Genomic DNA, 21465 nt, shown 5'->3' with positions numbered 1-21465 from the left:
GCCGGGAGTCGCCGATACGGTGGGACCAGTCCGGCGCGAGGGAGCACCATGAGCAGTGGGTACGGAGGGCGACGCCTCCGCGTCGCCGTGGTCGGCACGGGCATGATCGCCGGGGTGCACGTCCGGGCCGCGCGCGCGGCCGGTGCGGAGGTCCTCGGGGTGCTCGGCCGGAGTCCGGCGCGGTCCGAGCAGGTCGCCGCGCAGCTCGACCTGCCACGCGGGTACGCCTCCCTCGACGAGGTCCTGCAGGACGCGCCCGACGTGGTGCACATCTGCACGCCGAACGACCAGCACCACCCGCAGGCGCTCGCCGTGATCCGCGCCGGCATCAGTGTCGTGTGCGAGAAGCCGCTCGCCATCGACGCCGCGCAGGCGTCGGAGCTCGTGGACGCCGCGCGGGACGCCGGGGTGGTCGCGACGGTGCCGTTCGTGTACCGGTACCACCCGATCGTCCGCGAGATCCGCGGCCGCATCGCGTCGGGCGAGCTCGGCCGCGTGCTGGCGGTGCACGGCCACTACCTGCAGGACTGGATGCTCGACGAGGACGCCTCGAGCTGGCGCGTCGACGCCGGGGCCGGCGGGGTGTCGCGCGCGTTCGCGGACATCGGCTCGCACTGGTGCGACCTCGTCGAGTTCGTCACGGGCGAGCAGTTCGCGACGGTCTCGGCGGCCACGGACATCGTCTACCCCACGCGGCCGGCGGCGTCGGGCCCGTCGTTCTCCGGCTCGCCGGACCCCGACCCGATCGCCGACGCGTCGACGCGGGCCGAGGTCACCACGGAGGACACGGCCGTCGCCACCTTCCGGACCGGGTCCGGCCGCATCGGGAACGTCGTCATCTCGCAGGTGTCCTCGGGTCGGAAGAACCGGCTCTGGTTCGAGGTCGACGGCACCCGCGGATCGGCGGCGTTCGACCAGGAGCAGCCCGAGTCGGCGTGGTTCGGCAACGAACGGGGTGCGCAGATCGTCGTCCGCGACCCGTCCGCGGGCGTGCCCGACCAGCGGCGCCTGGCGCTCGTGCCGTCCGGCCACCCCCAGGGGTACCTCGACGCGTTCGCGGCGTTCGTCGCCGACACGTACGACGCCGTCCGGAGCGGTCCCGACCCCGCGGGGTGGCCCGAGGGGCTCCCGACGTTCGCGGACGGCGCCCGTGCCGCGCACATCATCGACGCCGTGATCGGCAGCGCGGCCGGCGGCACGTGGGAGGAGATCCGATGAAGCTCGGGATGCTGACGGCCTGTCTGCCCGGCTGGTCGCTCGACCGGATCGCCGCGTTCGCGGCCGAGCAGGGCTACGAGCGGCTCGAGGTCGGCGTCTGGCCGGGTACGGGTGGTCGCGAGTTCGAGGCTGCGCACCTGCCCGTCGCGACGTTCACGGACGACGACGCCACGGCCACGCGCGAACTGCTGGACCGCACCGGGCTCGAGATCTCGGCGTTCGCGTACTACGAGAACAACCTGCACCAGGACCTCGACCGTCGGGCCGAGATCAAGCAGCACCTCTTCCACGCCGTCGACGCCGCGCAGGTCCTCGGTGTGCCGTACGTCGGCACGTTCATCGGCCGCGACAACACGAAGTCGGTCCGCGAGAACATGCGTCTCGGCGACCAGGTGCTGCCGGAACTGGTCGACTACGCCGGCGAACGCGGCGTCACGCTCATCATCGAGAACTGCGTGATGGAGGGCTGGCACCCCGACGGCTACCCGGGCAACCTCGCGTACTCCCCGGAGCTCTGGTCCTGGGTCACCGGGCTCGGGTTCGGCCTCAACTGGGACCCGTCGCACCTGACCTGGATCGGCATCGACCCGGTCGAGACGATCCTGCCTTTCGCCGAGCACATCGTGCACGCGCAGGCGAAGGACCTCGAGCTGTTCCCGGCGAAGCGGAACGAGTACGGGTTCTTCGGCAAGGTCGACAAGGGCGACGACCCGTGGGACATGGGCTGGTGGCGGTTCCGGGTGCCCGGTCGCGGTGTCGTCGACTGGCCGCACGTGGTCGACCGGCTCTACGAGGCCGGGTTCGACGGCACCCTCAGCGTCGAGCACGAGGACCCGCTCTGGGGCGGCACCGACGAGAAGGTCCTCGAGGGCCTCCGCATCGCGCACCGCACCCTCCGCCCCCTCATCGCCCAGGAGACCTGAGCGCGTTCAGGGAGCACCGAGCACGGTGGTCGCATGAGCACGACCGTGAGCGACTTCGTCATCGACCGCATCAAGGCCTGGGGCGTGACCCGCGTGTTCGGCTACCCCGGTGACGGGATCGGCGCGTTCGACGGGGCGCTCGGCAAGGCCGACGACTCGGAACGGGCGCTCGAGTACGTCCGGCCGACGCACGAGGAGATCGCGGCGCTGATGGCGACCGCGCACGCGAAGTTCACCGGCGAGGTCGGCGTGTGCGTCGCCACGTCGAGCCCCGGCGCCTTCCACCTGCTCAACGGCCTGTACGACGCGCAGATGGACAACCAGCCCGTCGTCGCGATCGTGGGACAGCAGGGCCTGGCGTCGATCGGCACGTTCACCCAGCAGGAGTCGAACCTCGAACGGGTGTTCGCCGACGTCGCCTGCTACGTCCAGACCGTGGCCTCACCGGGCGCCGTCGGGGTCGTCGTGGACACGGCGTTCCGGACGGCGATGCTCCGGAAGCAGCCCGCGGTCGTCGTGCTGCCCCACGACGTGCAGGCGATGGCGTACGAGGCTCCCGCCGCCGAGCACTGGGTCTCCCGGTCGAGCGACGTCCCCGCGTCGACCCGGATCACGCCGCCGGCCGACGACATCGCGAAGTTCGCCGAGATCCTCAACGCCGGGGAACGGATCACGTTCCTCGTCGGTGCCGGTGCCCGGGGCGCCACCGACCAGGTGCTCGCGGCGGCCGAGAAGACCGGCGCGGGGATCATCACGGCACTGCGCGGCAAGGACGTCGTCCCTTCCGACGTCCCGCACCACACGCAGCAGGTCGGCCTGCTCGGGTCCCGGCCGAGCCTGACCCAGATCAAGGAGTGCGACACGATCGTGCTCCTCGGCACGAACTACCCGTACGGCGAGTACCTGCCGGCGACCGGGCAGGCGCGTGGTGTGCAGGTCGACATCAAGCCGGAGCAGCTCGGACTGCGCTACCCGACCGAGCTCAACCTCTGGGGCGACGTCGGCGCCACGCTCGACGCCGTGCTGCCCCTGCTCGAGACGACCGAGGACCGCTCCTGGCAGGAGCGGCTCGCGGGCGAGATGCGCGAGTGGGAGGCGGAGATGGCCCGCCAGGCCGAGGTCGCGTACGACGACGGCGTGAACCCGCGCCGGGTGATCCGTGCGGTCAACGAGCACCTGCCCGAGGGCGTCACGGTGACCTGCGACGCCGGCACCACCGCCGACTGGTACGGCCACCACATCCGCCTGCGCCGCGGCATGCGCGGCGACCTGTCCGGCCGTCTGGCCACGATGCTCGCGGCGATGCCCTACGCGGTCACCGCCAAGTTCGCCTTCCCGGACCGCCCCGCCGTGTGCACGATCGGCGACGGCGCCTTCCAGATGCTCGGGATGAACGAGCTGATCACCGTGAAGAAGTACATGCGGGACTGGCCGAACCAGCAGCTCGTGATCGTGGTCATGCACAACGACGACCTCGGCCAGGTCTCGTGGGAGATGCGGACCGAGGACGGCAACCCGATGTGGCGCGGGTCGCAGGACGTCGAGACGATGGACTACGCCGGCTACGCCGAGCTGCTCGGGTTCACCGGGATCGCCGTGCACGCGGACGACGAGGTCGAGGACGCCGTCCGCCGCGCGTTCGAGAACCCCGGCGTGACGCTCATCGACGCCTTCGTCAGCCGGAACGTGCCGCCGCTCCCACCGCACATCACCGCCGAGTACGCCATCAACACGGCGAAGAGCCTGCTCAAGGGCGACCCGGTCGAACTCGGTGTCGTGAAGGACTCCGCCAAGGCGATGGCCACCGAGGCCGTCGAGCGGGTCAAGGGAGCGCTCGGCCGCGACTGACGGACGCCCCTGTGAACAACGCGTGACGTGTTGCGGCGCACACTGGCGCGCCTGCTGTGGGTTCTCATAGGTCCGTCGCCGATGAACGCTCACACTCCCCCGCGCCGTCGACGGCGCCGCGTCGGCGGGGCCGCCCTGGCCACCGCCGGCGTACTCATCGCCCTGTCCGTCCCGTCCGCCGCACTCGCCGCCGAGGGCGACACCACGATCGACATCCTCGACGTCAACGACTTCCACGGTCGCATCGAGTCCGAGGGGACCACGGCCGACAAGGCCGCCGGTGCCGCGAAGCTCGCCTCGGTCGTGCAGTCGTACCGCGAGGCGAACCCGAACACGATCTTCGCCAGCGTCGGCGACAACGTCGGCGCTTCGACGTTCACCTCGCTCATCCAGGAGGACGCGCCGACGATCGATGCGCTCAACGCGATGGACCTCGACGTCAGCGCGATCGGCAACCACGAACTCGACAAGGGCCAGGACGACCTGACCGGTCGCATCGAGGACCGTGCCGAGTGGCCGTACATCTCGGCGAACATCGTGAAGACCGGCACCACCGACCCCGCCTTCACCCCGTACCAGGTCGTCGAGAAGGGCGGCGTCAAGGTCGGCTTCATCGGTGCGACCACCGAGGACCTCATCCCCGGGCTCGTCAGCCCCGGCGGGGTCGAGGGCCTCGCCATGGCGCCGATCGTCAGCCAGGTGAACCGGTACGCCGACCAGCTGACCGACGGCGACACCGGCAACGGCGAGGCGGACGTCCTCGTGCTCCTCGTGCACGCAGGTGCCACGACCGGCAACATCGCCGACGCGACCGGCACCGGGGCGTTCGCCAGGATCACCTCGGGCGTCTCGTCGAAGGTCGCCGCGATCGTGTCCGCGCACACGCACGCGACGTACGACCACTCGATCGCCGGCCCGGGCGGCACGCTCCGTCCGGTGATCCAGACGGGCTCGTAAGGCGTCAACTACGGCCACCTGCGCCTCACCGTCGGCGCGGACAAGAAGCTGACCGGCATCACCTCCGAGGTGAAGTCGATCAACGCGGAGACCAGCGTCCCTGCCGACCCGACGTCGACCAACGCCGTCGCCGGCATCGTGACCGCCGCGAAGGCCGTCGCCGACGTCAAGGGCTCCGAGAAGCTCGGCTCCATCACCGCCGACTTCCGCCACGCCGTGCAGTCCGACCGCACCTCGGAGAACCGCGGTGGCGAGTCGAACCTCGGCAACTACATCGCCGAAGTGCAGCGCGCCGCCACCGAGCGCAACGGCTCGCAGGTCGCGTTCATGAACACCGGCGGACTCCGCACCGACATGCTCTTCGCGTCGAGCGGTGCCGGCGACCCGGACGGCACGGTCACCTACAAGGAGGCCGCCCTCGTCCAGCCGTTCGCGAACACCCTCGTCACCGAGGACATGACCGGCGCCCAGATCAAGGCCGCGCTCGAGCAGCAGTGGCAGCCAGACGGCCTCGAGCGTCCGTTCCTCAAGCTCGGCGTCTCCAACGGCTTCGCGTACACCTACGACCCCGCGAAGGGCCGTGGCGAGCGCATCACCGCGATTACGTTGGACGGGAAGGCGATCGCCGCCACCGACACGCTCAAGGTCACCGTCAACTCGTTCCTGTCGACCGGTGGCGACAACTTCGCCGCCTTCGCGACCGGCACGAACAAGGCCGACTCGGGCCAGGTGGACCTGCAGGCGCAGGTGGACTACTTCACCGCGCAGCAGGGCGAGGCCGTCGCCCCGCCGACCGACCAGCGCGCCGTCGGAGCCACGGTCACGCCGACCCCGGCCGGCGGGTTCCAGCCCGGCGACGAGGTCACCCTGGCGCTCTCCTCGCTCGTGTTCTCGAGCGACGACCCGGCGACGGCGGGCACCGTGTCCGTCAGCGCCGGGGACGTCGAGCTCGCGACGGCCGCCATCGACCCGACCGTGGTCGACAAGGGCGACGAGCAGGGACGCGCGACGCTGACCTTCACCGTGCCCGGAGCGGTGGCGGCCGAGCCGACCGCCGCACTGCGCACCGGTGCGGCGACAGCGCTGGCAGCCGCGGTCTCCCCGGCCGCCACGACCCAGGAGCCGCTCGTCGTCACACTGCCGGGTGGGCAGACGATCACCCTCGCGGTGTCGATCCCACTCCCGGCCGCGGTGGACCCGACCGACCCCGCCGACCCGACCGACCCCGCCGACCCGACGGACCCGATGGACGGGACCGACCCGACGACGCCGGGCACGACACCCGGTGGCGGCACCGGTGCGGACACCGACGGCGACGGCGTGGTCGACACCACCGTCCCGACGAACGCGTCCGGCCCGCTCGCCTACACGGACGCGGAGCTGCTGTGGCCCGGCATCGCCGCTGGCGTCCTGGTCCTCGCGGGCATCGTCGCGCTGGTCGCCGTGCGCCGGAAGCGCGCCGCGGACGACGCGACGGTCCTGACGGACTGACGCCGCGCCTCCAGGCCGACGGGCCGTCCCACCCGGGTGGGACGGCCCGTTCCGCGTTCGCACAGGAGGCGCGGCCCGACCCCGCCGGCCGACCCGCGTGACGACGTGGTGCGGGAACCGGCCCATGGCGGCCCTTCCCCACTGCACCGGTGATCCGCGGGGTACGCTCTGCCCTGTCGCATCGCGACGCGTCGCGCCGGGTCGCCTCTCAACCCGGACGGTGGTTCCGCCCGGGGGACTCCGCGACGCGGGTGCTCTCCGTCTCCAGGGAAACGACGGAGGGCACCCACTCCTCCGCCCGCGTGCCCGGCCGACCCGGGCGCCCGCGAGCCGGGCCGAACCGGGCGTACCTGGCCGAACCAGGAACCTGGTCGAACCGGGCGTACCCGGTCGAATCGGGCGTACCCGGCCGAAAGTTTCGACCGGGTATGCCCGAAAAGACCAGGTACGCGGAAGGGCGCGCGGGTCAGCGGAAGAGCTGCTCGCCGATGTACGAGCCCTTCCGGGGCGCCGGCGGCACCGCGAACACCCCGGACCCGATGTGCGAGATGTACTCGTTCAACCGGTCCGATGCCCCGAGCTTCCGCTGCAGCGTCGTGAAGTGCGCGGGGTCCTTCGTGTACGCCGCGAACAACAGCCCCGCGTCGAGCTGCCCGTACTGGTTCAACCCGTCGGTGTAGTTGTACGGCCGGCGGAGGATCTTCACGCCGCCGTTCGCCTCGTGCGCGGCGAGGGCGATGTGCGACGTCGGGTCGATCTTCGTGGTGCCGTCCGACGCCGCGGCGTGGAAGTCCGGCGTCGTGTGCTCGGTGCCACCGGAGAGCGGCGCTCCCTCGATCTTCGTCCGGCCGAACACCCGCTGCTGGTCGCTGACGACGTCGGCGTCCCAGATCTCGATGTTCATCCGGATCTTCCGCACCACCTGGTAGGTGCCGCCGGTCATCCAACCCGCGCCGTCCCCGGGCTCGTCGACCCAGACGAAGCGACGGTAGTCGTCGTCGGTGGTGATGTTGCGGGTGCCGTCCTTGAACCCCATGAGGTTCCGCGGGGTGGACTGGTCCGGCCCGGCCGAGGCACGCCCGAAGCCGAGCACGGTCCACCGCACGGTCGCGGTCCCCCGGGCGATCCGGGCGAGGTCGCGGATCGCGTGGTACGCCACCTGCGGGTCGTCCGCGCAGGCCTGCAACGAGAGGTCGCCGCCGGTGAGGGACTCGTCGAGGTTGTCGCTCGGCAGTGTCGGGATGGCGGCCAGGTGCGCCGGCTTCTTCGACGCCAGGCCGAACCGGTCGTCGAAGATCCCCGGCCCGAGACCGACCGTGACGGTGAGGGACGCCGGCCCGAGGTCGAGCGCCTCCCCCGTGTCCGCGCCGACGCCGTCGCCGTGCGCGGGCTCGACGCTGCCGACGGTCTTGCCGGCCTGCAGCTGTGCGATCGACGCCGACCACCGGGCGAGGAGCACCTGGAGGTCGGTGGCGACGCTCGACGACATGTCGAACGCCATGAAGACGCAGTACCGCTGGGGCGCGGTCTGCACGCCGCCCTGGGGTTGCCGCGCGGCGGTCGCGTAGAACGGGTGGCTCTGCGAGAGGTCGATCGACTCGTCGCCGTTCGTGGCCGCCGAGAGCGGGTTCACCCCGGTGGCGGCGGTCGCCCCGGCTATGCCCGCCACGGCGCCGACGCCGGCACCCGCCGCCGCGACGCCCGCGCCGAACAGCCCGCGGCGGGAGACGCCGCGGGCCGTGTCGTCGTGCTCGGTCGTCACGCGGTGGCGACCTTCTCGGCCAGACGGGACAGCGGGTCCTGCAGCGCCTGGACCTGCTGCGAGATCTTGTTCGCGTCCGCGGCCTTCGTCGCTGCGTCCCACGTGTCGAACCCGCCGAGGTCGTCCGCGTTCCGGTAGTCGTCCATGAGCGTGTTCGTCGCGTCGAACTGCTTCGCGATCTGCGTCGTCAGCGTCGGGTCGAGCTTCGTCAGCCCCGGCTTGAGGTACGCGAAGGCCTGCCGTGCGCCCTCGACGTTCGCAGCGAGGTCGACGAGGTCGATGTGGCTGTAGGCCTCCTCCTCGCCGGTCACCTTGTTCGACTGGACCTCCTCGAGCAGGCCCGCCGCACCGTTGGCGAGGTCCTCGGGCTTGTAGTCGAGGGTCGGCACCAGCTTCGCGAGCAGCTCGACGTTCTCGGTGAGGTCGGACGCGGTCTTCTTGGTGGTGTCGGTGATCGCACCGGCCTGGAACAGGTCCTTCTCGACCGCGTGGAACCCGCTCCACCCGACGGCGGTGTCGAGGTTCGACGCGCGCATGTCGATGAGGTAGTCGAGGTTGCCGGCGTTGTCGGTCGCCTTGTAGCCCTTCTTGACGAACCCGTCGACGTCGCTCTCGACGTGCTCGTAGAACGGCCGGGCGTTCGCGTAGTCGGTCTTCGCGGCGGCGAGGTCGCCCTTGTCGACGTCGGCCTGCAGCTGCTTCACGGCCGCCACCATGTCGGTGACCTGGCCGTCGACGTAGGTGGCGTAGCCCTTCGTGCCCTCGTCGAGCAGGGTCGCGGCGCTGCTGTTCGCCGTCGAGGTCACCTTGCCGGTGACGGTGAAGTCGGTGAGCTCCTTCGTCGCGCCGGGGCAGTACACCTGGTACTTCCCGCCGGTCAGCGTGGCGGTGAACTGCACGGCGGCGAGCCCGGGCGCGAGGTTCTCCTTCTCGCCGAGGATCCGCTGGTCCTGCAGCAGCTCGACCTCGGTGATCGCGGTCGAGGACTCGTTCTTCACCGTGAAGGTGACCGGACCGGCCGGGACCTTCGTGGTGGACACCTTGCACGCGTCCGAGCCGTCGTTCGTCAGCGTGACGGCGACGCGGGACACCTTGCTGGAGCTGCTCGTGTCGCTGCCCGAGGACGGCGAGGAGGCCGCGCAGCCGGTGAGCGCGAGGGCGGTGACGGCGCCGAGGGCACCGAGGGTGATCAGGGGTCGGACGGTCCTACCGAACGGCATGGTCGAGGCTCCTTGCGGGTTCGCCGGCGGGTGGTCCGCGCGACGGGTCGGGACTGGGGATGGTGGTCGTGGGGGCGGGCCGACGGCGTCGGTCCCGCAGGGCGAGCAGCGCCTGGGCGACCGCTGCGACGCCGAGGGCGATCGGCAGCCAGGCCTTCCAGAGCAGGAGCTCGGCGGCTCGGGTGTCCGCGGCCGCCACGGCGGCGGCGGACCGCGCTGCGGTGGCGTCCGGGACGGACCAGACGGTGCGGTCGAGCGTGGTCGTGCGGGCGGACGGGAGGCCCCCACCGGCCAGCGTCAACACCGTGCGTTCGGTGCGGGTCGCGTCCAGGACCCCACCCCGGACCGTCCACACGCTCACGGTGTCGCGGACGGCCCAGTGGGCCGTGAAGGGACCGGGGTTCGTCGACGGCGAGATGCCGACGGGCACGCGGCCGAACAGCGCGACGAGGTCGTCGAGCGTGAGCGTAGCCGGGCGGTCCGCGGCGCTGGCGCTCGTCGTGACGCGCCACCGGTCGGCGGCGACGCCCGCGCGGGTGACGCGGCGGTGGGCCGACGTCGGCAGGGCGAGTCGCGCCTCCTGTCCGTCACCGGCCACGCGCAGTGCACCCGACGACCCGTCGACGTCCACCGTGACGCTCGACGCGTCGCCGCGGACCGCGGTCGTGCGCGGGAGGTCGACGCCGCCCGTCGGGACGGCGATCGCGAGGGCCAGGGCGGCGACGGCGAGCGTGCCGGCGACGACGGACCGGACGACGCTCACGCGAGCCGGTGCCGGACGCCACGCTCGCGGCCAGAGCGACAGCGCGAGGACGGGGACGACGTAGAGGACCCAGCCGAGCACCTCGATCACGCGCGGGTCCGGCGGGATGCCGAGCACGCCGGTGACGAGCGCGCCCTGCACGGAGCCGTTCGGCGCGAGCCAGCTGAGGTCGAGGGTGCGCTGCTGTCCGATGACGATCCAGCCGGCCTCGTGCGCCCGGCGCAGCACGGTCAGCACGAGGCCGCCGGCGACGAACACGAGGAAGACGCCGGTCCCGGTGAAGAACTTCGACAGGTCCAGCCGCACCCCGCCGGTGTAGATGCCGTACCCGATCACCACGGCGCCCGCGATGCCGATGACCGCGCCGAGTGCTGCGAGCCCGGTGTCCGACGACGCCTGGAACGTGGCGAGCAGGAAGACGGCGGTCTCGAAGCCCTCCTTGAGGACGGCGAGGAACGCCATGCCCGCGAGGGCCCACGCCGTGCCGCGGCCGAGCGCCTCGGTCGCGCTCGCCTCGAGCTCCTTCGTCAGGGTCCGCGCGTGCGTGCGCATCCAGACGATCATCCCGGTCACGAAGACGACGGCGACGATGCCGATGACCGCCTCCATGCCCTCCTGCTGCGCCTGCGGGAGCGCTTGCTCGACGACCTGCAGCCCGAAGCCGACCGCGACGCTGAGCACCACGGCGACCCCGACGCCGAGCCACATGGGGGCGAGGGGGACGCGGTTGCGACGGAGGAACGCGGCGATGATGCCGACGATGAGCGTCGCTTCGAGGCCTTCACGGAGACCGATGACGAGAGTGGCGAGCATGGCAAAGGTGAGGCTAACCTAACCCGGCTCCGACCCGCCACTCCGCGTCGATGTTGTTTGATGGTTCTCATGAACCTGCTGTCCGTCGATGGCCTGGCGGCCGTCACGAACGTGCTCGACCTCGCCGGCGTCTTCGCCTCCGCACTGCTCGGCGGGTCCCTGGCCCGGACGATGGACTTCGACCTGTTCGGCTTCCTGGTCGTCGGGTTCGTCTCGGGGCTCGGCGGCGGCATCCTCCGCGACACCCTGCTGCAGAACGGTCCGCCCGTCGCGCTCGTCGACCCGCTCTACGTGCCGGTCGCGATCGCCGGGTCGCTCGTCGCCTTCCTCGTGTCGTTCTCCGAGCTGACCTGGGACCGGCTGTTCACCGTGCTGGACGCCGCGGTCATCGGCTTCTGGTCGGTCGTCGGCGTGCAGCGGACGATCGACGCGGGCCTCGACTGGCCCGCGGCCATCATCATGGGGACCGTCACGGCGGTCGGGGGCGGTGCGATGCGGGACCTCATGCTCCGGCGGGTGCCGGCGGTGTTCGGCGGCAACGCGTTGTACGCCACCGTGGCCGTCGCCGCCTCGTCCGTGATGGTCGTCGCGTCGCACCTCGGCTCGCCGTCGATCGGCATCCTCGCGGCGATCGTGCTCTCCCTCGGGCTGCGCTGGGGTGCCGTCCGGCGAGGCTGGGGCCTGCCGAACGGCCGCGACTGGCAGCCGAAGTCGACGCTCGGGTCGCTCCTCCAGCGTGGGCGGAAGCTGCGTCCCGACGCGATCCGCCTGCTGCGACGACCGGGCCGACGGTCCGGCGTCGGCAGCGTGCACCACGAGAACGAGTCACCCGACGACCACTAGGGGTGTCATCGTCAGGTGGCTCGGCGTAGCATCGGTACCGCCGGGTATCGACCCGGCACACGTCGTCCGCTCGTCCACCGACGCGACCCGAAAGCGGCGGTTTCCGGACGGACGTGTGGTGGGGGGCTTCGCTGATGCCGCGCGGGATCAGACGCGCGGCGCGGCAGGTCCGCCACCGCTGCCGCCCCACCACGATGGCCCCGACCCTCGTCGAATCCGGAACCGCATGAGCGACGACGCCCCCGACACCACCGACTCCGACCAGCCGAGTCCCCGGACGCCGCGGGCCGAGGTGCGCGAACGCCTGCTGAACTCCGGCGCCGAGGTTTTCGCCGAACACGGCGTCCACGAAGCCCGTCTCGACGAGGTCGCTGCCCGCGCCGGGTTCAGCAAGGGCGCCGTGTACTCGAACTTCTCCTCGAAGGAGGATCTCCTCGCCGAGGTCATGCAGCGCGCCACGAACCTCGTGCTCGGCGCGCTGCGGGAACTCGTCCGCGCGGACATCGCCGCCGTCGACATCGGCGACGTCGTCCGGGCGGCGTTCGGGCGCCACGACCAGAGCGCGCAGTTCGCACTGCTGTCGGAGTTCCGCGGGTACGCGATCCGGCACCCCGAGTTCATGCCCGAGTGGGTGCGGCAGCGCCGGGTGCTGCAGGACGGCGTCCACGAGCTCGTCGACCTGTGGTTCGGGGCGCACCCGGAGATCGACCCGGGGATGCCGCTCGAGGACCTCTCCGCTGTGCTCATCGCCGCCAACGTGGGCACCGTGTTCGACTCGGCGGCGTTGCCGGGGAAGAACCCCGGTGAGGTGGTCGCCGGGCTCGTCGAGGCGGTCATCCGCCGGCGCTGAGCAGACCGGGGCGCGGGCCGCGGCGCGGCGCCCGGCCGCCGCGCGCGCCTGGCGGCGGCCCGCCGGGCGCTACGCCGGGCTGCGGCGGGTCCGCCGCCCCTCGTGGGACCAGGCGGAGGAGGGCAGCAGGCTCGGCGGCAGCACGCGCGACCGGACCACCCGCCCGCCGGAGGTCGACGCGTCGAGGGCGACCCGCGCCTCCTGGACGGCGACCAGCAGCGCGTCGGTGTCCTGGTGCACGCCGCCGGCGGCGAACCGTTCGCGATCGAGCGCATCGACGACGGACTCCAGGTGCGGGACGACCGCCGCCGGCACCGCGGCCCGGAGCCGACCGAGCACCGCACGCGCCGTCCGTGCCGCCGCCGCGGAGTCGCCGGGCGGGGCGAGGCCGGGGGCGTAGCCGTGGTCGGCCACGTCGTCGACGACCTCCCGCCAGGCGTTGAGCGCCGGGGAGCGCCCGGCACGGATCGCTCCGAGTCGGGAGCGGCGGCGCGCGGCCCGGACGACCGCCGGGGACACGAGCAGGGCGGCCGCGAGCAGCATGCCGACGACGAGACCGAGCGGCCCGGTGCCGCCACCACCCGTCGAACCGGCCGCCCCGGGTGCGGCGGACGCGCTCGACGAGGGGGTCGCCGAGTCGGCCGGTGCGGTCTGCCCCGGCGCCGGCAGCGGCGTCTCCGGTGCGGCTGGCGAGGGCGTGGCGGTGGCCTCGGTCGACGAGGTCGCCGCCTGGTCGGAGTCCGGCGTCGGCTCGAAGGCGACCCAGCCCGCGCCCTTGATGTAGAGCTCAGGCCACGAGTGCAGCTGGCGGTTCGAGACGGTGTACTCGCCGTCCGCCTGGGTCGTCCCGGCGCGGTACCCGACGGCGATGCGCGAGGGGATGCCGAGCGTACGGGCCATCACCGCCATCGCGGACGAGAAGTGCACGCAGTACCCCTCGCGCACCTGCAGAAACTTCGCGATGACGTCCATGCTGTCGCCGTCGTAGCCCTGCTCGACGGGCGCCGTCTCGGAGTAGGTGAACAGGTCGCTCCGGAACCACTGCTCGAGCGCGCGGGCTTCCTCGTAGTCCGTGCCGGCGCTCCCGGCGACCCGCTGCGCCGTCCGCGCGATGCTGTTCGGGAGCTTGTCCGGCAGCGCCAGGTCGGTGCGGATCTGGTTCGCGGACGGGGTCGCGAAGCCGCGGCCGTCGGCGCGGCCGAGGAGTCCGGACGCGGCGATCGCGTCGAGGTACTCCCCCGACCAGGTCGACGCGCCGTACACCTCGTAGGTGGCACCGCGCGGTGTCGCCGGGCCGGTCGACCGGACGGTGCTGGAGTCGCCCATCCAGCGCCACTGCGAGAGGTCGAGGTTCGTCGACCGGGACTCGATCGAGACCGCTCCGGACGGCACCGGCAGGTAGTTGCTCGAGAGTCCGGTGACCCGGATCGTGACGTCGCCGCGCGAGGACAGCCGCGGGTTGATGCCGACCGCCCACTGCTGCTGGTCGGCGGTCTCGGACTTGCTGGCGTCCGTCGTGGTCGGCACCCAGTCGCCGGTGCCGAACTCGTCGAGGTCGGCGAGCTTGAGGTACTCCGGCTGCCCGTCGGACGAGCGGTACCGGAACACCTCGAGCTCGTTCGGCTGGCGGAGGTCCTGCCCGAGGTTGAGGAGCGTGCCTGGACGACCCGGTTGCACGGGCGACTGGATCGCCCCGGTGACGCCCGACAGCCAACTCGCGTTGAGCGGCACGATCGCGGGCAGGCCGACGGCGACGACGAGCCCGATCGCACCGACCACGGCGGCCGGCAGGGCGCGCTGCACCGGCCGGACCGACAGCCACAGCAGGGCGAGGAACGCGATCGCCGTGGCGATCACGACCACGGGCGACGCCGGTGCACCCGTGACGACACCGGGCACGATGAGGATCACGAGGGCCGGGGCCGCGGCGAGCGCTGCGGTCGGCGCGACGGCGGCGAGGAACAGGGACACACCGGCGACCCAGGCGATCGCGACGGTGACGATGAGCCGGATCGCGTCCGTCTGGGGCAGCGGCGCGGGGTTCAGCCGGATCGCCGCCAGGGTCTCGCCGAGGGCGCCGTCCTGGTCGAGCCAGCCGAGGGGTTGGACGTCGTTCACCACGGCGGCGGCGCATGAGAGGACCACGAGCGCGGCGACGAGCGCCACGAACCGGATGCCGGGGGCGCGGCGCCGGACGGCCAGCATCGTGCCGACGAGCACCGCGGCGACGAGGATGCCCGACACCCACCACGCGATGCCCTGGACGAGGGGGCGCATGGCGAGTGCCGCGATGAGGACGGGCACGGGCGCGAGGGCCACGACCCAGGGGTTCGGGGAGTCCGGACGGTCGACGCGGCGGTCGGACGGGCGCCGGTCGTCCGCGCGGGTCGGGGCGGCGGGCCGCGTCGAGACGCCGCTCACCGGATGCTCCCGGGGGCGTGCGCGCCGACGACCGGGACCACGAGGGTGCGCCAGCCGGCGCGGTCGAGGATGCCGCGCACCACGGGTTCCGGCGGCACGATGGTCGCCAGGATCCCCCGGCTCGACCCGGTCGTGGCGGAGACGAGCTCGGCGGCCTGTTCCGCGGTGCAGTGCCCGGTGACGACGGCGGTCATGCCGTGCACGTCTCGGCCGCGGACGTCGGGGAGGACGTCGGTGACGTCCCGGGCGTCCGACCGGAGCCGGACGTCGGCGAGCCCGACGAGCACGTCGGTGAGGCCGCCGGCATCCCCCGCGTGCCGCGTGCTGCCGCTCGGGCCGTCGCTGACGAGCAGCACACGGGAGGTCCGTGCGGCGAGCGCACGGGCGACGCTGGCGGCGACGACGACCGCGTGCTCGAAGGCCGCGTCGCCGCCGAGGTCGGAGAGCTCGGCGAGGTCGTCCCGCCCGAGCCGCTGGTAGGACTCGCGGCGGACGTCGAGGGCGATGACCGCCTCGGGCGGCTGCGCCTGCGTGGTCTGCCGGACGTGGAGCTCTCCGCGGCGGGCACTCTGCGCCCAGTGCACGCGGCGGATCGGGTCGCCGGGCCGGTACGGGCGGAGCTCGCTGTCGTCCGCCGATCCGCCCTGGCCGACCCGTCCTTCGTCGGCGGAGACCGCGCCGGCGAGCGCTCCGGTGTCGAGCGCGGCGAGCGGGGTCGTCGCGGGGACGACCACGACCTCCTCGGCCGCGACGACGGGCCGGTCGATGCGGAGCAGGCCGAACGGGTCCTCGACGCGGATCGTCACCGGGCCGACGAGGCTCCGACCGCGCTGGACCGCCAGCGCCTCGACGTCGAGCACCGCCGGGGGCACGTTCGGACCGACGGCGGCGTAGGTCTCCGCCGTGGACGCACTGACGAGCGCGTCGTCGAGCTGTTCCCGCACCAGCAGGGTCGTCCGCGGGCCGATCGGCAGGCTCGTGCCGCGGAGCGTGATGCGCTCCCGGTAGACCTCGCCCACCTGCACGATCGCCCGCGTGGTGGTCCGGCTGCCGCGCAAGGGTGCCGCGACCACGAACGCCATCACGACGCCGAGCACGACGAGGACGAGCAGCAGGAGCCCGGCCGACACCGCGACGCTCGTCGTCCCGACGAGTCCGCCGCCGACGAGCCCGATGCCCACCGCGATGACCGTCCAGCCGCGCGCGGTCGGCCGCGGGAACGGCGTGCGGCGGAGCAGGGACAGACCACGGCGCCCGTAGCGGACGGCACCGGACCGCACGGCACCCGCCCGCAGCGCGAGCGACGACGGTGCCGGGGAGCCGGACATCAGGAGCGGACGGCGGTCGCCGTGAACGGCACGACGGTGTCGGAGACGATCCGGACGACGATCTCGCGGACGGTGTCGTCGCCGGTCCCGCCGAGGCCCCTGGCGACCGGCACGAGCCGGTGCGCGAGGATCACGGGTGCGAGGGTGGCGACGTCGTCCGGGGTGACGAACGGCCGGCCGAGGAGGGCGGCGTGGGCCCGGGCGGCCTGGGCGAGGTGGAGCGTGGCGCGGGGGCTGGCGCCGAGCACGATGTCGGGGTGGGTACGGGTCGCGCGGACGATCGCGACGATGTACGCCTCGACGTCGGGGGCGACGTGCACCGTGCGGACCGTGTGGATGAGGGCGCGGAGGCTGTCGACGTCCACGATCGGGCGGAGGCTGGCGAGCGGGTCCCCGCCACCGCGGTTCATGAGCATCTGCCGCTCGGCGTCGGCGCTCGGGTACCCCATCGTCAGGCGCGCCATGAACCGGTCGCGCTGCGCTTCCGGCAGCGGGTACGTGCCTTCCATGTCGATCGGGTTCTGCGTCGCGACGATCATGAACGGGCTGTCCAGCTTGCGCGTCACCCCGTCGACGGTGACCTGCGCCTCGGCCATCGCCTCGAGCAGGGCGGACTGGGTCTTCGGGCTCGTCCGGTTGATCTCGTCACCGATGACGACGTTCGCGAACACCGGCCCGGGTGAGAAGCGGAAGGTCCCCGAGGACTGGTCGAAGATGTTCACGCCCGTGACGTCCGACGGCAGCATGTCCGAGGTGAACTGGATGCGGTTGACCGTGCCGCCGACGGAGGCGCCGAGTGCCTTCGCGAGCACGGTCTTGCCGACGCCGGGGACGTCCTCGACCAGGAGGTGCCCTTCCGCGAGCATCACCGTCAGCGCGGTGCGGATGGCCTCGGTCTTGCCGTCCACGACGGTCGAGACGGCCGCGATGACATCGTCCCCGACGTCGCGGATGTGCTCGATCGGGAAGGCGGGGTCGGTCGGTTCCGGCACGCAGGCCTCCTCGTCTCTGGACAGGTGTCGTGCATGCTACAGCGGCCCGGTGACAGCGGGCGGTGCAGCGTCAGGTCGCGAGCTGCACCCACCGCCCCTCGGAGACGACCCGCACCGAGTCGTCCACGACGGCGATGGCGGTCTGCTCGTCGATGGCGTACGCCGGCACACCGAGGTCGGCGGCCCAGCGCTCGGCGTTCTCGAGGGTGTTCTCCGGGAACGCGTCGAGGTGCGGGAAGATCGAGAAGTCGACCACGCCCAGGGTCCGGTCGTCGGCCGCGTCCGACCACGCGACGAAGGGCGTGCCGATCCGCGGGGTCATCACCATGCTGCCGGCGCTCACCCCGACCCACACCGTGTCGGTCAGCGAGGGCAGCAGGTCCGCGAGACCGGAGGCCCGCATCCAGTGGGCCAGGTACGTCGCGTCGCCCCCGTCGACCAGCAGGACGTCGGCCTCCCGCACCCAGGCGCTCCACCGTTCGACGCCGATCGTGGGCAGGGCGGTGAGCTCCAGGACGCCGACCGAGGCCCACCCCAACCCGGCGAGGTACCGGGAGTCGCTGCCGCCGGCGACCAGGTCCCGGACCGAGACCGGCCCGCACATCGGGTGGCCCCACTGCGCGGTCGGGACGACCAACGCGTGGCTCTCCTCGACGGGCCCGCCGAGCATGTCCACGAGGGCGTCGTGGATCGTGGGGTTCGTGACGCCCCCGGACGTCAGCAGGAGTTTCACGTCGCCTCCGGTTCCGGCAGGGCCAGGGTGTTCAGGGACCACAGCGCGACCCCGTGCAGCCCGAGGTCCGCGGCGAGCGCGACACGGGCGCGGTAGGACCGGGCGTCGGACCAGTGCAGCTCGCGCCCGTCGCCGAGCACGGCGGACCACTCCGCGTCCCGCGCCGACCACCGAGCCGCGCTGCCCGCCACCGTACGCGCCGCGGCGGGGCTGAGTTGGGCGTCGCCGGAGCCGCCCCACACGTACCCGTACCCGGCGATCCCGAGGTCGATCCGGTCCGCCGGGACTCCTGACCGCTCGGCGGCGGCGACCGCGCGCTTCGTCCAGGGCAGTGCGCCGATCGGTCCCGGGTCGCTCCACGGGCCGTGCTGGTCGTAGGTCATGAGGACGAACCGGTCGACGTGGTCCTCGAGCGCACCGAGGTCGTACCCGGTGTCGCGGTACCCGTCCTCGTCGGTCGAGGCCATCACCGCCATCGAGACCTCGGCGTCGGCCCCGAGCCGCTCGTGCACGGCGTCCCCGAGCGCGGCGGCGAACGCGACCAGCCCGGCGCGGTCGCGGCTCCGGAGTGACTCGAGGTCGATCTGCACGCCGCTCATGTCGTGCGCCGCGGCGAGTGCAGCCAGGCGCACCGCGACGCGCGAGCGGTGGTCGGGGTCGGCGAGGAGCGCCGTGCCGACGTCGGGCGAGAAGTCGCCGATCGCGTCGGAGTAGTTGCTGACGAGGAGTTCGGGGGACGCACCCGCTCGAGAGGCCTTGCTCGCGAGCGAGCCCACACCGCCCGGGAGCGCGTTCAGCCCGGCGCCGTCGGCGGCCAAGGTCACGCCGTCGATGCCGATCGTCGCCGCGCGGCCGTCGGTGGCGGTCACCGCGGCGGCTGCTCCGCCACCCGGTTCGACGTAGGCCTCGACCGCGAGGGAGTCGGGAGCGGCCGGACTCTCGGCGGCGCAGCCGGTAAGCGCCAGGGCGACCACGATCGCGCTGCCGACCACGAGGCTGCTCCGCCGGTCCACCCGCACACCGTAGCGCGCGGGGCGGGGACGAACCGCGCCTCCCGTCGGACCCTCAGACCGTCAGACCGCCGCGCCCTCCCGCTCCGCGTCGGCGGCCAACAGCACCCGCGCCGCGGCGGCGACGCCGTCCTCGCGTCCGAGCTCGGTGTCTTCGTGCTCGATGTTCACCCACATCTCCGGGTCCACCTCGTGCAGCGCCTCGAGGAACCGCGACCAGTACGCCGTGTCGTGGCCCTTGCCGAGCGCGACGAAGTCCCACGCGGACGGCTTCGGCCACTCGTTGGCCCACTCGTCGCCGCCGAGGTTCGTCCGTGCCTCACCCGGCGACAATCGGCGGAACGAGTTGTCGAGCACGCCGTTGATCGCCGCGTGCGGGTTGATCCGGACGTCCTTCGCGGCAGCGTGGAACACCAGCGGACCGAGGTCGCGGACGACCGCCACCGGGTCCATCTGCTGCCAGAAGAGGTGGCTCGCGTCGAGCTCCACGCCCACGTTCGTCAGCCCGCCGCGCGACACCAGCTCGCGGATCGTCGCCGGGTTGAACACGAGGTTCTGCGGGTGCAGCTCGAGCGCGACCTTCACGCCGTGTTCCCGAGCGAGCGCGTCGATCTCCTGCCAGAACGGCACGGCCACGCTCCACTGGTGCTCGAGGACGTCGAGTGCCGCGGAGTTCCACGCGTTCACGATCCAGTTCGGCCGCGTCCCGCCGGGCTCCCCCGCGGGCAGACCGGACATCGTGACGACGCGGTCCTGGCCGAGGCGGGCGGCCAGGCGGATGCTGCGCCGGACGTCCTCGGCGTGCGCGGGACCGATCGCCGGGTCGGGGTGCAGGGGGTTCCCGTTGCAGTTCAGGCCCGCGATCGAGACGCCGGTCCCGTCGAACTGTGCCAGGAACGCGTCCCGCGCCGCGTCGTCCACGAGGATCGCGTCGATGTCCGGCACGTGCACCGGCGGCAGGAACCCGCCGGTGTTCAGCTCGATGCCGGTGAGACCGTTCCCGGCGATCACCGCGAGGGCGTCACCGAGCGGACGGTCGTGGAAGATCGCGTTGTACAGACCGAGTCTCATGCGTGCTGCTCCTGCTTCGTCGTGGGCACGTCGACCGACGCCCCGCCTGCCGCGGCAGACCGGGCCACCGCGTCGAGGACCTCCATGTTGTGGACGCCGTCGTCGAACGTGGCGTTCGCCGGCAGCGGGTCGACGGTGTTGCCCGCGACCTCGTCGAGGAAGGCCCGGGCCTGGTACTCGAACATCTGGTTCTGGCCCCAGCCGACACCGGGGGCGTCCATCGCCATGCCGCCGGCGACGTACGGGTGCTCCGGGCCGAGGACGACCTGTCGGTACCCGCCGAGGCGTGGCCCGTCGGACTGCAGGGCGAGGCCGATCTCGGACGGGCGCTCCTGGTCCCACCGGGCGGCGCCGTCCTCGCAGAACACCTCGATGACGAGGCCGTTCGGGTGCGACGTCGCGACACGCGACACCTCGAGCGAACCGACCACCGTGCCGTCGCCGAAGCGGGCGTTGAAGGTGGCGTAGTCGTCGTTCTCGACGTCCGCGGACTCACCCGTGAGCGGTGCGGCCTGGCCGCGCAGGGCGAAGCCCGCCGCGACGGGACGCTTCGTGATGGCGGTGGTGAACATGCCACCGTTGACGCTGCGCAGCCCGCCGGCGAGGAACTCCGCCACGTACGTCAGGTGCGAGCCGACGTCGGCGAGGGCGCCGGTGCCCGGAGCGCCGCCGAAACGCCACGAGAACGGGACGTCGGGCGAGGAGCCGTAGTCGGTCCAGTAGCGGGCGGAGACGTGCAGGACGCGACCGAGCGTGCCGTCCTCGACGAGCTGCCGGATCGCGGCGAGGCCCGGGGCGCGTCGGTAGGTGAAGCCGATCCGTGCGACCAGTCCGCGCTCCGCGGCGTCCGCAGCGGCCGCGGCCATCGCTCGAGCGTCCTCGAGCGAGTCGGACAGCGGCTTCTCGCACAGCACGTGCTTGCCGGCCGCCAGGAGCCCCTCGACGATCTCGCGGTGGAGCTGGTTGGCGACGACGACGCTCACCACGTCGATGTCGTCCGCCGCGGCGATGGCGCGCCAGTCGACGTCGTGGCGGGAGTACCCGAAGCGCCGCGCGGCCTCGACCGCGAGTGGTTCGTACGCGTCGCCGACCGACACGAGCCGGACCGGCGGGAGCGTCGAGCCGAAGACGGACGGCGCGTTCCGCCAGGCCGCCGCGTGGGCCTTGCCCGCCATGCCCGCCCCGATGACGGCGACGCCGATGCTGTCGTGCATGTTCTCTC

General features: G+C 72.8%; 17 protein-coding genes. 7 read left to right on the top strand and 10 right to left on the bottom strand.

Annotation, left to right across the window (positions count from 1 at the left end):
* Positions 1 to 48: 48 nt before the first annotated feature.
* The 5 genes from FS825_RS11450 (at position 49) to FS825_RS11430 (ending at position 6437) form a co-directional block, all read left to right on the top strand.
* Entirely contained in the window at positions 49 to 1218 is a 1170-nt protein-coding gene (locus FS825_RS11450; RefSeq protein ID WP_186377200.1) for a Gfo/Idh/MocA family protein, read from the top strand.
* Positions 1215 to 2141 carry a sugar phosphate isomerase/epimerase family protein gene (locus FS825_RS11445; RefSeq protein WP_144713057.1) on the top strand — a complete coding sequence of 309 codons (927 nt, stop codon included), beginning with the start codon at positions 1215 to 1217 and terminating at the stop codon, positions 2139 to 2141. Before FS825_RS11450 ends, FS825_RS11445 begins: the two co-directional genes overlap by 4 nt.
* 33 nt (positions 2142 to 2174) lie before the next feature.
* Entirely contained in the window at positions 2175 to 3989 is a 1815-nt protein-coding gene (locus FS825_RS11440) for a thiamine pyrophosphate-requiring protein (RefSeq protein ID WP_144713055.1), read from the top strand.
* An 81-nt stretch (positions 3990 to 4070) separates the two neighbouring features.
* Positions 4071 to 4946, top strand: a complete 876-nt coding sequence (locus FS825_RS11435; RefSeq protein WP_144713053.1) for a bifunctional metallophosphatase/5'-nucleotidase — start codon at positions 4071 to 4073, stop codon at positions 4944 to 4946.
* 69 nt (positions 4947 to 5015) lie between these two features.
* On the top strand, positions 5016 to 6437 hold the full coding sequence (locus FS825_RS11430; RefSeq protein ID WP_144713051.1) for a bifunctional metallophosphatase/5'-nucleotidase: 1422 nt from the start codon (positions 5016 to 5018) through the stop codon (positions 6435 to 6437).
* A gap of 466 nt (positions 6438 to 6903) precedes the next feature.
* On the opposite strand, the gene efeB is transcribed toward FS825_RS11430, so the two are convergent.
* The 3 genes from efeB to efeU are packed head-to-tail and all read right to left on the bottom strand — an operon-like array spanning position 6904 to position 10995.
* Positions 6904 to 8199 (bottom strand): iron uptake transporter deferrochelatase/peroxidase subunit, encoded by a 1296-nt coding sequence (gene efeB, locus FS825_RS11425; protein ID WP_144713049.1) that lies wholly within the window; start codon positions 8197 to 8199, stop codon positions 6904 to 6906.
* The gene (gene efeO / locus FS825_RS11420) at positions 8196 to 9419 is read right to left on the bottom strand and encodes an iron uptake system protein EfeO (RefSeq protein WP_144713047.1); all 1224 of its coding nucleotides are present in this window, start codon (positions 9417 to 9419) and stop codon (positions 8196 to 8198) included. Before efeO ends, efeB begins: the two co-directional genes overlap by 4 nt.
* Positions 9406 to 10995, bottom strand: a complete 1590-nt coding sequence (efeU, locus tag FS825_RS11415) for an iron uptake transporter permease EfeU (RefSeq protein WP_144713045.1) — start codon at positions 10993 to 10995, stop codon at positions 9406 to 9408. The genes efeO and efeU overlap by 14 nt, the downstream gene beginning before the upstream one ends.
* 69 nt (positions 10996 to 11064) lie before the next feature.
* On the opposite strand from efeU, the gene FS825_RS11410 reads away from it, so the two are divergent.
* Positions 11065 to 11838: a trimeric intracellular cation channel family protein gene (locus FS825_RS11410; RefSeq protein ID WP_144713043.1), complete on the top strand. Its 774-nt coding sequence runs from the start codon at positions 11065 to 11067 to the stop codon at positions 11836 to 11838.
* Between the two features lie 226 nt (positions 11839 to 12064).
* The gene (locus tag FS825_RS11405) at positions 12065 to 12688 is read left to right on the top strand and encodes a TetR/AcrR family transcriptional regulator (RefSeq protein ID WP_144713041.1); all 624 of its coding nucleotides are present in this window, start codon (positions 12065 to 12067) and stop codon (positions 12686 to 12688) included.
* A 69-nt stretch (positions 12689 to 12757) separates the two neighbouring features.
* Here the strand turns inward: FS825_RS11405 and FS825_RS11400 are convergent, their stop codons facing one another.
* The 7 genes from FS825_RS11400 to FS825_RS11370 all read right to left on the bottom strand — a co-directional run bounded on the left by FS825_RS11400 (position 12758) and on the right by FS825_RS11370 (position 21457).
* Complete coding sequence (locus FS825_RS11400) at positions 12758 to 15109, bottom strand: transglutaminase TgpA family protein (RefSeq protein ID WP_144713039.1); 2352 nt, start codon at positions 15107 to 15109, stop codon at positions 12758 to 12760.
* Complete coding sequence (locus tag FS825_RS11395) at positions 15106 to 16437, bottom strand: DUF58 domain-containing protein (RefSeq protein ID WP_144713036.1); 1332 nt, start codon at positions 16435 to 16437, stop codon at positions 15106 to 15108. Before FS825_RS11395 ends, FS825_RS11400 begins: the two co-directional genes overlap by 4 nt.
* On the bottom strand, positions 16437 to 17429 hold the full coding sequence (locus FS825_RS11390; protein WP_260981137.1) for an AAA family ATPase: 993 nt from the start codon (positions 17427 to 17429) through the stop codon (positions 16437 to 16439). Before FS825_RS11390 ends, FS825_RS11395 begins: the two co-directional genes overlap by 1 nt.
* Before the next feature lie 70 nt (positions 17430 to 17499).
* Positions 17500 to 18162 (bottom strand): Type 1 glutamine amidotransferase-like domain-containing protein, encoded by a 663-nt coding sequence (locus FS825_RS11385; RefSeq protein ID WP_144713033.1) that lies wholly within the window; start codon positions 18160 to 18162, stop codon positions 17500 to 17502.
* On the bottom strand, positions 18159 to 19175 hold the full coding sequence (locus FS825_RS11380; RefSeq protein ID WP_144713030.1) for a glycosyl hydrolase family 18 protein: 1017 nt from the start codon (positions 19173 to 19175) through the stop codon (positions 18159 to 18161). Before FS825_RS11380 ends, FS825_RS11385 begins: the two co-directional genes overlap by 4 nt.
* 60 nt (positions 19176 to 19235) lie before the next feature.
* The gene (locus FS825_RS11375) at positions 19236 to 20243 is read right to left on the bottom strand and encodes a sugar phosphate isomerase/epimerase family protein (protein ID WP_144713027.1); all 1008 of its coding nucleotides are present in this window, start codon (positions 20241 to 20243) and stop codon (positions 19236 to 19238) included.
* The gene (locus tag FS825_RS11370) at positions 20240 to 21457 is read right to left on the bottom strand and encodes a Gfo/Idh/MocA family protein (RefSeq protein ID WP_144713024.1); all 1218 of its coding nucleotides are present in this window, start codon (positions 21455 to 21457) and stop codon (positions 20240 to 20242) included. The genes FS825_RS11375 and FS825_RS11370 overlap by 4 nt, the downstream gene beginning before the upstream one ends.
* Positions 21458 to 21465 lie beyond the last annotated feature (8 nt).

This window comes from Curtobacterium pusillum (assembly GCF_007680845.1).
Taxonomy (GTDB): Bacteria; Actinomycetota; Actinomycetes; order Actinomycetales; family Microbacteriaceae; genus Curtobacterium; species Curtobacterium pusillum_B.
The sequence above is the reverse complement of the archived record's forward strand: the minus strand, read 5'-3'. Positions and strand labels throughout refer to the sequence as shown.